General features: G+C 48.6%; 7 protein-coding genes. 5 read left to right on the top strand and 2 right to left on the bottom strand.

The window, feature by feature from the left end; genetic code table 11:
• Positions 1-157 precede the first annotated feature (157 nt).
• The 5 genes from ACO6VE_RS20025 (at position 158) to sbcB (ending at position 12,317) form a co-directional block, all read left to right on the top strand.
• Positions 158-7,711 carry a hypothetical protein gene (locus ACO6VE_RS20025; protein ID WP_422463068.1) on the top strand — a complete coding sequence of 2,518 codons (7,554 nt, stop codon included), beginning with the start codon at positions 158-160 and terminating at the stop codon, positions 7,709-7,711.
• Between the two features lie 143 nt (positions 7,712-7,854).
• Complete coding sequence (locus ACO6VE_RS20020) at positions 7,855-8,226, top strand: PilZ domain-containing protein (RefSeq protein WP_101747812.1); 372 nt, start codon at positions 7,855-7,857, stop codon at positions 8,224-8,226.
• A gap of 51 nt (positions 8,227-8,277) precedes the next feature.
• Positions 8,278-8,898, top strand: coding sequence for a YigZ family protein (locus ACO6VE_RS20015; RefSeq protein ID WP_422463067.1), 621 nt, complete (start codon positions 8,278-8,280; stop codon positions 8,896-8,898).
• Between the two features lie 183 nt (positions 8,899-9,081).
• Positions 9,082-10,824: a hypothetical protein gene (locus ACO6VE_RS20010; protein WP_422450516.1), complete on the top strand. Its 1,743-nt coding sequence runs from the start codon at positions 9,082-9,084 to the stop codon at positions 10,822-10,824.
• A gap of 29 nt (positions 10,825-10,853) precedes the next feature.
• The gene (gene sbcB / locus ACO6VE_RS20005) at positions 10,854-12,317 is read left to right on the top strand and encodes an exodeoxyribonuclease I (protein ID WP_422463065.1); all 1,464 of its coding nucleotides are present in this window, start codon (positions 10,854-10,856) and stop codon (positions 12,315-12,317) included.
• A gap of 96 nt (positions 12,318-12,413) precedes the next feature.
• Here the strand turns inward: sbcB and ACO6VE_RS20000 are convergent, their stop codons facing one another.
• Both ACO6VE_RS20000 and ACO6VE_RS19995 read right to left on the bottom strand, forming a co-directional pair.
• Complete coding sequence (locus ACO6VE_RS20000; RefSeq protein WP_269675130.1) at positions 12,414-12,797, bottom strand: response regulator; 384 nt, start codon at positions 12,795-12,797, stop codon at positions 12,414-12,416.
• 614 nt (positions 12,798-13,411) lie between these two features.
• Positions 13,412-14,050 (bottom strand): response regulator transcription factor, encoded by a 639-nt coding sequence (locus tag ACO6VE_RS19995; protein WP_209277995.1) that lies wholly within the window; start codon positions 14,048-14,050, stop codon positions 13,412-13,414.
• Positions 14,051-14,192: the final 142 nt, after the last annotated feature.

Genomic DNA, 14,192 nt, shown 5'->3' with positions numbered 1-14,192 from the left:
CAGTCCGGTTGTGGATGAAGCTAAAGGACAAGGTGATGATACTGATGCTGCTTCTCCAGCATCTTTAGTTAATCAAGGAACTGAAACCAGTTCAGAAACACTCGGGGCGTCCAGTACAGGCAGTCAGACCTCATCGGTTACTGATTCACCCAGGTCGATGCCTGAAGAGACTGGAAAAAGTCTGGTTGGGGATAAAGCTGGAAAATCAGACGAAGGTTCTGACGTTGCCTCTCTTTTATCTCCAGTTGACCGGGGAATTAAAACCAGTCCAGCGTCCGAAGCACCGGGGGCGTTCATTACAGGCAGTCAGACCACATCGGTTCCTGATTCGCTCAAGCCAATGCCTGAAGGGACTGAAACAAGTCTGGTTGAGGATGAAGCCAGGAAATCAGGTGAGAGTTCTGACGTTGCTTCTCTTTCATCTTCAGTGGACCAGACGACTAAAACCAGTCCAACATCCCTGGCGCGGCGTGCGTCCACTACAGGCACTCAGACCTTACCGGTTCCTGATGGCTCACCCGGGCCAATGCCTGAAGGGACTGGAAACAGTAAAGTTGAGGATGAAGCTAAAGGACCAGATGATGGTTCTGACACTACTCCTCCAGCATCTTCAGTTGATCAAGGAACTGAAACCAGTCCAGAAACACTCGGGGCGTTCAGTACAGGCAGTCAGACCTCATCGGTTTCTGAGTCAATCAGGCCCATGCCTGAAGAGATTGAAGCCGGACAGGGTGAAGTTGGCGAGTCAGGTGATGGTTTGCGCTCTGTTACGCCTCTTTCCTCTCCAGTTGACACAGGAACTGTGACGGGTCCAACGACCGGGGCAAAAGGAGAAGACGACGAAAACAGTCCTACCCAACAGTTTGCTGATGCCTCAACCAATGCGATACCCGATACCACCAGTCGTGGAACCGGCACAACACCCGTAGCGAAAGTAGAAGACGACGAAGACAGTACACCTCGACAGCTTGCTGATGCCCCTATCAATGGGATACCCGAGACCAACAGTCGTGAAACCAGTCCGGAGCTTGCAGCTTCAGAGATGACCGCTACCGGTAGTCAGAGCTCACCGACTACTGATGACTCAATCAGTAAGATGCCTGAAGAGGTGGGAGTCAGGCAAAGCCCGGTTGGGGGTGAAGCTGAGGAATCAGTGGGTGGGTCGCGCCCTGTTACTCCTCCTTCCTCGCCAGTGGACACAGAAACCGGAACCGGCCCAATACCCGTAGCGAAAGGGGAAGACGACGAAAACACTCCACCGAGTCAGTTTGTTGATGCCTCAACCAATGCGAAACCCGAAACCACCAGTCGCGGAACCAGTCCGATTTCCAGGGAAGTTGATGTCTCAACCAGACAGACCCCTGAGGGTGCTGAAGACAACAAAGATACAGTCAGGAATGAAGCTGAAAAATCAGGTCTTACTCCTCCTCCATCTGCAGTTGACAAAGGGGTTGAAACCAGTCCGAAGCTTGCAGCTTCAGAGATGACCGCTACCGTTAGTCAGACCTCACCGGCTACTGATGACTCAATCAGTAAGATGCCTGAAGAGATGGGCGTCAGACAAAGTCCGGTTGGGGGTGAAGCTGAGGAATCAGTGGGTGGGTCTCGCCCTGTTACCCCTCCTTCCTCGCCAGTGGACACAGAAACTGGAACCGACCTAATACCCGAAGCGAAAGGGGAAGACGACGAAAACAGTCCACCCCGACAGTTTGCTGATGCCTCAACCAATGCGAAAACCGAGACTGCCAGTCGTGAAACCAGTCCGATGCCGGAGACTATTGACGACAAAAGTAGTCTAATGGCAGCGGCCTCAGGAGTGAACGGTGATAACACACCAGCACCCGTATCATCAGAGCATACTGACAGAAATGATCAAGCAGTTACTGTAGATCCAACCAGTAACACTTCTAAGGTGACTGAAGAAAGCAACAGTCGAGCACCAGCAGACCGTCCAGAGGCGACTTCTCCAACTGCACCGGATCTGGAGCCCGAGGAATTGGAGCAGTATTTAAACACTGTTCCCGTTAACCAGGAAGCGGTTCAACTTTCCGGGGTTCATCAGAACACGGTTGCCCTGCAACAAGCGGTAAACAGTATGGCCGCTAAAGTAGAGCAGTTTAATAACTGGAAGGATGCAGAGATATCAAAGAAAGAGATTACCTGGCTGGAGGGAGCGGATAGAAAGCTTGAGCCAAGTAATACCCGTTTGCGAAATGCGATTGCCGGGCAAATTCAAACCTTGGGGAAAGATATAGATCAGACCGTTAAGGATTTTAATCATAAATATGGCAATCGCCCTAAAGAGTGTAAAGTACTTGAAGATAGAGCGAGCAGTATCAAAGAAAGTCTGCAGCAGCAAAAAGACAGTATTGATCAATCAAACCGGGCAATAACGGGACCAGCAGTCCAAAAGTGGCTTGCAGATCTGGATAAGACCAGCACTAACTATCCCAAAACTGCTGACTATATGGAGAAGGTGTTACCAGACCTGGCCAGTGTATTTGCATCTAATAATGGAGAAGCGTGCAGTTACCTGGCGGGTCAAACCATTGATCGGGTGTCCAGGGAGTTAGTCAGAAGATGTAACGCAGAGGTTGCTAAAGTTCCCGGTGGTGAGGAGCGTCATTTGCAGCTGCAGAAGCTTTATATGCAGTATGCCCAGAGATTACAGCAGCTCGACCCACAGAGAATTCCCGCCCGTGTTCATCAGGGAAAATTGAGTATCAGAGGTGAGCAATTTGCCTCAGAAGCTATCCGGCAACAGGAGGCAGAACTGGGTAAGGTATTTGGTGACCCGCAAACCGACGCTGAGGTTTCAGGTCCAAGTACGTCAGCCGGTGAAAAACAGGCCGCCAGGCTGATAGAGGATGCCCGCATCAGGCCCAGGTTACTGGCGCTGTTGAACAGCCTGAAGCCAGCGCAGGAAGGCATTACCAATACCGCCGTGGAAAAGGCAGAGGACCTGGATGCTGCATTGACAAAAGGGTTGCTGGATATTCGCGATCAATTCAACCTGCATCCTATGCCGGGTAAGTTCGCTGTTCTGGAAGCCTGTCAGAGTGATCTGAAAAAGCCCAATTCCAAACTGGCTGCTGAGTCAGTTAATCAGCACAACGGTAAATTAACTGCAAAAGATGGTCAGCCCAGATATAAAAAACTGGAAGAACGTTGTGATGGTTTACTGAAAAAGCTGGACAATGCCAGGGATTTTCCGGAAACAACCGGCCAGAAACTGGCGTTTATGGAGGCATTTCACCAGAAAAGCATCTTCGATTATGAAGCCTTAAAAGATGGTGCAGCGACCACGGAAGGATCTTTTACGGTCACCAGGCTTGGCAGAGGTAAAGGCCCTCTGAGTGAGTTTTTTGCTGGCGTACCCAATGCCAACTATCGAAAAGCGGATGAAGGGGCAGAAAGTATAGCGATCGATGGCGGCAAACCGGAAGGCATTATCTTTGAAAAAAACCGGGCTGGTGACTGGCATGGCATGCTGGGTACCAAACATTATACATTACACCCCCGCTTTCTCTACGAGTACCCGAAAAGCAATATTCCCTTTGCCGACAACTGGTTGCCAGTGAGAGCAGATGATGGCAAGCCAGCCATTCTGGTTTTGCAGACTACGGCACAGGAGCCCCGGTATTTCCTGTATGAGCCGGATGGCAAAGGAGAGTTAAAGCCCAAATCTATAGATGCTACCAGTGACGATGAATTGGTCGATGCCGAGTTTTTGCTGCGGGCAGCAAAAGGCCCTGGTCAGGCCTTCTTCAATAACAAGCCAGATGAGGTTGACAAGGCCAAAGCCAGTGCGCTCAGAGGTGGCGTACAGTCGGTCCGCGACAAGTGGAATAAAACAAAGAATGCGCAGAAAAAGCTGGCTTCGTTATATCACCAAACCCGCATTGACGTGGAAAAACGATCCAGTGATGGAGCTCTACAGGAATTGATTGGTACCCAGGATCAAAGCGAGCTTCTGGCGGGGCGGAAGGTAAGGAAGAGTCAATACACCGATCTTCAGAACAAAAAAGAAAATGAAAAGAAGGTAGGGACTCATCTGGAAAATGCCAGCTTGAAATCAGCGGATCAGCGCTATCAAAATCTCTCGCCTGATACCAGTTTTGATCAGGTTGGTAAAGGCTATTATGAGCAGTGCCGGAAGAAATTTGGCAGTAATGAGCTGATTGAACTTGGTGAGAAAAACCTCAAGGTGTTCAAAGCGGGGGCTTTTCATAACATGTCGGTATTTGCCGGTTGTGAAATTAAACCGGATGCACCGGAATGGTCAGACGGCTCAATCCATGAGGTTGCATCGAATTTTGACAAGGTGGTCAAAGTGAATCGGGACCGGAAGCTGCGGTTGAGCGAGGGCGTGGACTATCTGACCAGAAAGCTGGGTACTGCTATTAGAGATAAAAATAAAGATAAAGATAAAGAGCTGGATTTTTACCGGGATGATGAACTGGTCGATTTTGCGATTAATCAGTTTAAGAACGGGCATCTGCCAGAGTCGGTCGGGGTAAATCGTGGCACATTCTGTGATGACCTGGTACAACTGATGCTGGTGAAGAATGAGCGCGATTTCTGTCGCAGCATGGGGCGGCGTATGGACGCTCTGAAAGACAAACTGGCGGTGGTCAGGAGTGAGCGCTTTGACAGCCAGCAGATGCCTGATGATGAGTTTAAAGGCACCTGTCAGGCATTGAATCTGGATATGGCGCTACTGGCTGGTGCGCAGAAAGAAGCCAGTGAACGAATTGAGTCCCACTACCGTCGTGGTCTGGATGAACAAAGCCGGGCCATGATTGCATTTGAGCAAGGCGGGCTGGTCCTGCGTGGCGATCAGCCAAAGATGGCTGAAAAAGCATTTAAATTTGTGCAGAAAATGGGGAAAGACAGAGCGTCAAAAGGTAATACATTGGTGTTCCAGCTGGGTACCGGTTACGGTAAAAGTAAAACAATTATTCCCCTGGTTGCCGATCAGGCCAGCAGGAAAGATCATCCTGTTCGGATCATTGCGCCAGCCAATAACCAGGCTGAACTGGACCACTCCCTGACAGGTTATTTTGCTGATTCCGGCGTAACCTACCGCAGACTGGATCTGTTTAAAGATTTTGTGCCCAACTCCGGCGTTCCCGAGAAATGGTGGTCACCGGCGGTGTTGGAGGATATTAAAGCGCAGGTGACCGCGAAAGCGCCGCTGGGTATCTCCACAAAGGATGTCCTGCTATTAATGACGCTCAGGGACCGGCTGAAAACCATTGATGCGGCAGACTACCAGGCTCACTGTAAAGAAACCCCGGCTACGTTGCAAAAAGAGATTCGCTTATTAGACGACATTTTGGATGCATTGCAATACGACGGCCTGAAGGTTGTTGATGAGTATGACCGGTTATCCACACCAAGCAGTAATGATGAGTTTAAGGAGCAGGCCGCAGATATGAGCCGTGCGCAAAGCGTGCTCGGGACGAAACCGATAAATGAACGCGAAGTGGCCGAATTGCTGGCAGCCTTTTTGAGCGGCAGTAAGAATAAAGTCTGTCTGTCAGCCACCATGGGAACCGGTTTTACCATGGCTGGGTTGACGAAATCGGCCACCGTTCAAGAGGCAGCGAAAAAATGCGAATCGAACGCCATGACAACCCAAGCCAGACTTTTCAACTGGCTATCGAAAACCACGCCTGTCTTGTCCGGTGATACATCCGACCCGGAGAATAGAATTAATGTCCTCAAGCAGGTGATGGAGCGTTCCGGTAAGGATAAACAGATCATTCTGTTTGATGGTAACCATAATGGTGAAGACCGGTTCATGCACGTTAAGAAGGATTATGACTATCTGAAAGAAGCACGAGGTGGCAAGGCTCGGGGGCTTTTGTACTACAACGATCAGAAACAGCTCTGTTTGTACCATCCGAAACAGGAAAAATACCAGCAATCGGACGCCGTGGTTTCACCGGAATTGGAGGCGTTGATACGAAAGAACCCTGAGGATTACGACGTTCGCCTTGACAAGACGCAGGGTACCGGAACGGATTGTCCTCAAAGTGCGACCAGTGTCGGTATCCACCTTGGCTTGCTTGAAGATGACAACAGGCGCGGCAATATAATGGCCCAGGAGTTTGGTCGATTCTCTCGCAAGTCGAGCCCTTTAAATATAAAAGGGGGGCAGGAATTCTTTATGGTGCTTAATACGAAATTCTTGCCACCCAATGGCAGCGTGAGCCACGAGTACCGTGAGAAGCAGAAAGAACTGACCAATGCCTGTGAGCGAGCCGATGAGCGCGCTCAGGAAGCGATGGCGAAACTGCTGGGCGAGTTAGACAATAAGGTGAGTCCTGAGCAGTTACGAGTGATCCATGCCAAACTGCATGTTTCGCCTCCGGATGAGGACGGCCAATATGACACTAACCTTGAACGTGATCTGGGAACCTTTCTCAAATCCTGGGAGTGCAATGTCTTTCCCCATTCAGTGAAAACCGCTCTGGCGGATTTCAAAAGAGCCCAGTGGTATGGGGAGAATCAGTCTCAGGAAACCATAGCTACCATGATGGCACTTCGTGAAGATTCATCGTTTGTAAAAGCCTGTGAGACAAGCTTTGAGCGAGGGAGTAAGCGCGCAGATGTTGATGAGATTTTATCCAATGCTCATACCTGGCGCGGTGACAGGGCCAAAAAGGTGCTTGGTAAGGTTGATCTTGGCCAGGTCATCACTCCGGTGGGAAGTGCGGGTGAATATAACCATCAAGTGTATGTTAAGGAATTTGAAGGTCAGTTGAGAAGCAAAGTTCATAAAGAGTTACAGAAAATAGAAAGAGAGAGTTTTGATAACTTTAATAAAGACGAATCCCTTGAGGCCGTTGCCAAAAGTGAGCACATGGATGATGAAATTAAAGAATGTATTGCTAAATTACAGGCAAGGGGAATCAGGCCAGATTCTCAGACAGTGATACATAACATTCCACAGGAACTCAAAGAACATTGCGGCCAATTGTGGGCAAAGGCTGATCATTTATATTCAGAAATTGATAGTCTTTGCAATAAAGGTAAGCCCATTGAAAATAAACGGAATAAAGATATCGGACTTGTGGCCACTTCAGGATGGGATAGAGTCGCCGCAGCCAAACAAGAGCTGGATGATAAGCTCCGGGCAGTGCAAGAGCGTGGAGATTTAGTCACACTCACAGAGTTTTGCCGGGAGCAGGGCAGTGCCGTAGAAGTATTTTATCATGAACTGGCCAGGGCATTATCTGCTGTTACATTTACCTCGGATAAGAATAATAATAATAATTTCGGAAAGTTGTGTGGATATCTGGGAGAAGTAATGCCGGGGCTTAAAAAACAATTCAGAACCGTAAATGATAGAAAAGGTTATCTCTATCCAGCGAAAAAAGGTCCACATCCTACCGCAATCATGTTGACTCAAAAGTCCGGATTACCAACCAAAGAATGGGACTGGCATCTCACTGTTGAAAAATTAGATGATCGATCAAAGAACCAGCTTGTTGCTCTTGACGATATGAGAAAAGAAGATAATGCCAAACAAATGGCCAGGGCAGAATTAAGCATAAAAGGAGGTGTTCAATTGACGAATTGTCTGGGACGGATTCAGGACGAGCTATTGGCCGCTAATAAAAAATATAGAAAAACACTGGTTAAAGATGCTGCACGTACCCAGGATGCGATCGACAAAAGAAAAACAATCAAGTTGCAATGATCATTTGATAATGACGAAATCTATTGCTTTAACTGTTGTTGGAAACGTTTGAATAGATTCGATTTGCTCTATTTGAGTTCAATATTACAAGTATTCAGATGATGGTGTCTGGTTTTCATATTTAAACACACAAGGCGTGATATATGTCGTTAACACCCAGTGGCAAGGAACGCCGCTCGATTAAGCGTCATCAGTTGCAGGATTATCTGAAAATTTATAACCGTAACACCATGCGAGTTATGGGGAGTATCGGGAACATCAGTTGTAATGGCTTAATGCTGATCAGCTCTGTCCCTGTATTGATTGGCGCTGTTTATAATATGCGTATTATTCTTCCCGATGATGAGATGGGGGAACGGTATCTGGATTTTGATTCACGGTGCCACTGGTGTAAGCCTGATGTTGGGCCGGAATATTTTGACTCTGGCTACAGTATTGTCAATGCGGGTCATGATATTATCGATCTGGTTGAAACATTGAAAAGTTATTTTACCTTTGACGAAGTCACAGACTGACGTTTACAGGTAGAATCTTACGTTACCGATCGATTGCTGTCTCAGGTCGTCATGTCTGCTGATTACGTTGTCCCTGCCCAAGTTATAACGGTTGAAACCGAAGTCAAAAAAAGCCGATTTATTACCTGCATTTCTCCGGCCCACTCTCGTCAGGAAGCCCAGGCTTTTGTCGAAGAAAAGCGTATCGAATACCCGGATGCCACGCATCACTGTTCAGCCTTCGTTGCAGGAGCACCGGATGGCGGTGCTGTGGTTGGGTTTGACGACGATGGCGAACCTTCTGGTACTGCAGGCCGCCCGATGTTGAATGTACTTCAACATAAGCGTATTGGAGATGTAGTGGCTGTGGTGGTGCGTTACTTTGGTGGCGTGAAACTGGGAGCTGGTGGGCTGGTCAGGGCTTACAGTGCGTCTGTTCAGCAGGCCTGTGAACAATTGCCGCTTGAGCAGCGGGTTGCACTAAGAGCGGGTGTACTTCTCTGTGACTATGCCCATGAGCAGATGGTTCGTCACCACCTTGGCCAGTTTCAAGCGAGTCTTGAACAGTGTGACTATGGTCAGTCAGTCAGGATGATGATCTCAATGCCAGAAACGGGAAGAGAGCATCTTGCCCGACATTTGTACGATGTCAGCCGGGGCCAGATTATTATTCAGTGGCAGGATGATGTCTGAATCTTTCTGTTTCATTGTCTTTTCTCCTCTTCTCAACGTGATATCGGCCACGTTATTGCTGAGCGAGAGTGTTTTTGTATTGGTAGGCACCACTACACTTTACCTGATCTTGCTACACTGAGTATCTGCTGTAATATTCCGCCTTACGGTTACCCAACCTTTCTTAAACGTGTATCGAATTTTATGTCTGAACTTAAACGAGCTATCAGCAACGACACGGTCGACAGCCTGAAAAGCAAGTATCTGACCTATTTTGGCGTTAAATCGAAAAAAAACCTCAAAACCGAGCTGGTTAACTCAATCGCAGAAGGTCTGACAGACCAGACGATCCTGAAAACATACCTGGGGAAACTGTCAGAACTTGAGATGGCCTTATTGCAGGAGTCGCTGTTCAATTATGGCGGATTGATTGATCGGGGCCGCTTCAAACTGAAATACGGTGACTTCCCGAATAAACCACAAAGTAGCATTTGGTACTACCGACAGGAACCATCAGACGCTGTCATGGTCTTTTTCTTCACTGTGGGTTCTGACTGGTACAACATTCGAAAAATGCCCGAGCCGGTCATGGCTTCCCTAAAGCAGCTGGTTGCAAAACCTGAACCGGACACGCTGACAACCGTCGTCTTGCCAGAGCCTCTGCCCAACCATCATATTCTGTTTGAACGGGAACGGCTGGCCCTGAGTGAGCTGCATTCAATACAGTTGTTATTGCAGGATAAGCAAATCAAGGTCAGTGAGAAAACAGGGGTTGCCTCAGGGGCGACGCTGAAAAAAGTGTCTTCCGCCGTACATGAATACTATGGCGACGACCCGTGTGATGATGCAAAAGGTTGCGAGTCGATGCTGGCTTACGGCTGGCTGAGACTACTGGGCAACAGCAAATTTACCAAACAGTCAGGCACCACACTGATTCCTGCCAAAAAGACAGATCGCAACCCGGCTGACACCATCAGGGAAATGTGGGCTCAATGGTTGAATAATAAGAAAGAAGACGAATTTCGTCGTATTGATCGCATCAAGGGACAAACCGGCAAAGGGAAGCGCTATTTCACCGATGTCCTGAAAAGAAGAGAGGTCATTACTGCTTACCTGAAGGGCTGTGAAGTCAATGCCTGGATTGCCTTTGCCGACTTTGCCAATTTTATGTTCATCACCGGTGCTGACCTGGAAGTGACAACAGCATTGCACCATCTCTATATCTACAATCCGGATGACGGATGTCTCGATGGCAGGAGTTGGGACTGTCTTGAAGTCCGTTATTTGCGCTGTTTCCTGCTGGAGTATGCGGCAACCCTGGGGCTGGTGGATGTGGTAATGGCTCCCCCTGATGACGATGAGAGCTTTGATGATCAATACGGCGATATGGAGTGCCTCAGCCGCTACGACGGTCTGCGATATTTCCGCCTGACGCCTTTGGGTCAGTACGTACTGGGTCTGACTGACCATTATAAGGCAGACCATAAGGAGTCAACTGAAACACCGCTGACCATTCAACGACAAGGGCGCATTGCTTTTGACCGTGAGCCGACGCCCTGGGAACAGCGCTTCCTGTCACTGTATGCTGATCATCATAAGGATCATATCTGGAAGCTGTCCCGTAAAAGGATGATGGAAGCGCTGCAAATTGGCGGTAGTGTCGATGAATTAAAGGCCTTCCTTCAGGCTCGGGATGATCAGCCCTTTTTACCGGAAGATTGTGAGAGTATCCTCAAGCAGGCGGCGGCCAATGTCGGGGGCGTGGAGATAAAAGAAGAAGCGCTGATCGTGAACTGCAAAACTCAGGACATTGTCGAGTTTATTATCAACGATAAAGTGCTGTCCAAGTGGTGTCAGCGGTTGGGTAAGCAGCAGATCGTGATTCCCAAAAGTAAAGAGAAGAAGTTTAAAGAGAGCCTGAACTCTGTTGGGATCGGTTGTGTCTGATTTTATGAATAATGATGAAAGGGGCTAATATGCAGTCATTTTATTTCCATGACTACGAAACTTTCGGTATCGATCCTGCCCTTGACTGGCCAGCCCAGTTTGCGGGTATCCGGACGGACGCAGAGTTGAATGAGGTGGGAGAGCCGCTGAATATTTTCTGTAAATTGCCGGAAGACCATCTGCCGAACCCTATGGCCTGTCTGGTAACCGGCTTGACACCACAAAAGGTGAACGAGCAGGGGACAGTGGAGCCGGACTTTATTCGTCGTATTCATACGGAGTTTATGGTGCCAGGCACTTGTGCTCTGGGCTATAACACTATTCGCTTTGATGATGAGGTAACCCGGAACATCCTCTACCGGAATTTTTATGACCCTTATGCTCGGGAGTGGCAGAATGGCAACAGTCGCTGGGATTTGATCGATCTGGTCCGATTGACTGCGGCTTTGCGGCCAGAAGGCATTGAATGGCCGTTGCGTGAAGATGGTTGCAAAAGCTTCAGGCTGGAGGAGATTACTGCGGCGAATGGTCTGGATCACGGTGCAGCTCATGATGCCCTGAGTGATGTCCGTGCCACTATTGCGCTGGCAAGGTTGATTCGCCAACGGCAGCCCAGGGTGTTCCAGTTCTATCTGTCCCATCGTGGTAAACGTGAAGTGGCCGGGTTATTAAATCTGGTCAGCCAGCAGATGGTGGTACATGTCTCCGGTATGTTTGGAGCACGGCGCAATAACCTGGCTGTGGTGCTGCCGTTGATTGATCATCCGGTAAACCGTAATGGTATTGTCGTTTATGATCTGTCGGTGGATCCGGCACCTTTGTTGAATTTGTCGGTGGATGAAATACGACGAAGGCTGTTTACACCCGTTGATCAATTAGGTGATGGGGAAGCTCGAATTCCGTTAAAGACCATTCATATTAATAAATGCCCGGCGGTTGCTCCCCTGAATGTTCTCAGGACCGAAGACCAGGATCGTCTTGAATTGGACCTTGCCAGGTGTGAAGCGCACCGGAGCCAGTTGCTGGCGGACAACGGGCTGGCGGCAAAACTCAGGGCGGTGTTTTCAGAATCACCAGCGATAAGGCACACGGATCCTGATCAGATGATTTATTCGGGTGGTTTCTTCTCACCGGCAGACAAAAACGAAATGAGCCGGATTGTTTCATCCAACCCTGCGCAGTTACCTGAACTTGGCCTCTCGTTTTCCGATAAGCGGCTGGAAGAGATGCTGTTTCGTTATCGTGGCCGACACTATTTTGAAACCATGGATAAAGAAGACCGGGGGCTTTGGAAGCAATATTGTCGGGACCGATTGTCTGGGGAGCTACATCCGGACAATAAACAACTATTAACGCTTGATCATTTCTGGAACGAATTGAGAGAGGCTCAGGCGGTGGCTGGGGAAGATTTGGAAAAACAGAATATACTGGCACAATTGTCTGATTATGTGCAGGGGCGTGAGAACACTCTGGCCAATCAGGACTTTTATTAATCCGCTATCAAGTGCGTAACCGGTTAAAGACTGTTTACGAAAGTGCCCATCCCAATAAAGCAGCCTGCAAGCACATAGGGTTTTATGTGCTTAAGCTTATTGGAATGACTGTTTGACGACCAGGTTCAGCTGTTCTGCCAGTCGGCCGTAGATGGTGGGTTTTTCAATGTAATCGACAGCGCCCGCTTTAATGGCTGCAACAGCGCTGGATACATCATTATGATGTCCAAGGATGATAACCGGAACCTGGTGGTCGCTACTGGCCAGGTCCTGCATCAGGTTCAGGGCCTGACCATCAGGCTGGTCATTGGCTGCAATGATACAGGATGGCTGGTCGGCCTTAAGTGCATTTAACAGTTCAAAATGCGAACTGAAGCAGATAAGCTCCATGGATTTTTCATGGCACAGGCTGCGAATAGTCTCGGCAGTGCCGGAATCCTGTTCCAATAAGTAGACTGAGCAGTGGGTTGCGAGGTTCATAAAGGCAGCCTGGCGGTAATAAGTAACCTGTCGTTTGCAAGGCGTGTTGCAATGAAACAGCTGTAAGCAAAAAAGCTGCTGCTTATCGATAACATGCGGCAGGATTGGCATGCATGGCGTATGCAGGCTGTTTCGCCGTTAACAGCAGCTCAAGAAGCAACCTTTAAAATATGAAATACCCTCTGATTCAAATTTAACCGAACTTGTTTAGAAAGTATTTCACCGTCTCTTCTTGCCATTGTCTAATGGTACGACTTCAGTTTAGGTTTAGCTGGCTTAATCCTGAATGGAGGGATGTACTTGACGTGATTCGGCGAGTACCTAAGTGTATGACTGTTCGTTCGTTCAATTATTATATTATTCGTTTAGATCATTTTTTTTAGAATTAAACGGAAATTATAATGGGTCGTTATTTGGTCAATCCCGTAATGGCTTCGGGGTAATTCCATTTTAGAAGTAAACGACTTGCTTTTCATTCCATTAGCCATGGTATCGAAACTTTATACAGGTGTTTCAAGCTGGCTGTTTAACCAATCCGGGAAAGTGGATGTAGCTTAAGCAGAATTGGCTCCGCAACCTCATAGAGTGAGGTATACGGAGCAGGCCGGTGCAGCTCAGATTTTGAAGTTAAATTCGCCGTCCAGATGTTCTTTTACCTGCATGACCTGACGCACCAGGTGAGCAAGGGATTTGGTGCCCATCTTTTCCATAACGCGGGAGCGATGGATTTCCACCGTGCGCTGGCTCAGGTTGATATCCGCAGCGATGACCTTGTTGGCTTTACCCTCAACCACATGGTGCAGTACTTCACGCTCACGATCAGTCAGGGTTGACAGCCTGCGGAGAATTTCCTTGTGCTCCAGCAGTTCTCTTCTCTGCTGCGTATCCAGTTTCAGGGCATCGTTGATCAGGTCCAGTAGTTCCTGGTCGCGGAAAGGTTTCTGGATAAAGTTCATTGCGCCATCTTTGATGGCCTGAACCGCCATAGGCACATCACCATGACCCGTGATGAAGATGATGGGCAGAATGCAGTGCATCTCGTTGAGCTTGCTCTGCAGCTCAAGTCCGCTCATGCCGGGCATGCGGATGTCCAGCACAATACAGCCAGGCCGGTTTTCATCGTAAACTTCAAGGAACTCAGCAGGTGAAGAGAAGGCTTCGACAGTCTGACCTACTGACCTCATCAACATTTTCAGCGAGTCACGCACAGCCTCGTCATCATCGATGATAAATACGGTTGGTTCTTGCTTCATGTCCTGTTGCTGCATAATGACTCCACTGTGAGAAGTTTGCCGTATAATTCGGTGTTTTTGCCATCAGGCTGGAAAGAAGTGATGCGGGAAAGCCATAATTAACGCTCTTTGAGCATCAACTGCGTTAACCGGAAGGTTGGCC

This window comes from Endozoicomonas sp. ALB115 (genome assembly GCF_049310245.1).
Lineage (GTDB): Bacteria > Pseudomonadota > Gammaproteobacteria > Pseudomonadales > Endozoicomonadaceae > Endozoicomonas.
The sequence above is the reverse complement of the archived record's forward strand: the minus strand, read 5'-3'. Positions and strand labels throughout refer to the sequence as shown.

Bases quoted from the DNA above. Each gene is read 5' to 3' on its own strand.
- ACO6VE_RS20025 (WP_422463068.1), top strand. From the start codon at position 158: ATGCCTGAAGAGACTGGAAAAAGTCTGGTTGGGGATAAAGCTGGAAAA.
- ACO6VE_RS20020 (WP_101747812.1), top strand. From the start codon at position 7,855: ATGTCGTTAACACCCAGTGGCAAGGAACGCCGCTCGATTAAGCGTCAT.
- ACO6VE_RS20015 (WP_422463067.1), top strand. From the start codon at position 8,278: ATGTCTGCTGATTACGTTGTCCCTGCCCAAGTTATAACGGTTGAAACC.
- ACO6VE_RS20010 (WP_422450516.1), top strand. From the start codon at position 9,082: ATGTCTGAACTTAAACGAGCTATCAGCAACGACACGGTCGACAGCCTG.
- sbcB (WP_422463065.1), top strand. From the start codon at position 10,854: ATGCAGTCATTTTATTTCCATGACTACGAAACTTTCGGTATCGATCCT.
- ACO6VE_RS20000 (WP_269675130.1), bottom strand. From the start codon at position 12,797: ATGAACCTCGCAACCCACTGCTCAGTCTACTTATTGGAACAGGATTCC.
- ACO6VE_RS19995 (WP_209277995.1), bottom strand. From the start codon at position 14,050: ATGAAGCAAGAACCAACCGTATTTATCATCGATGATGACGAGGCTGTG.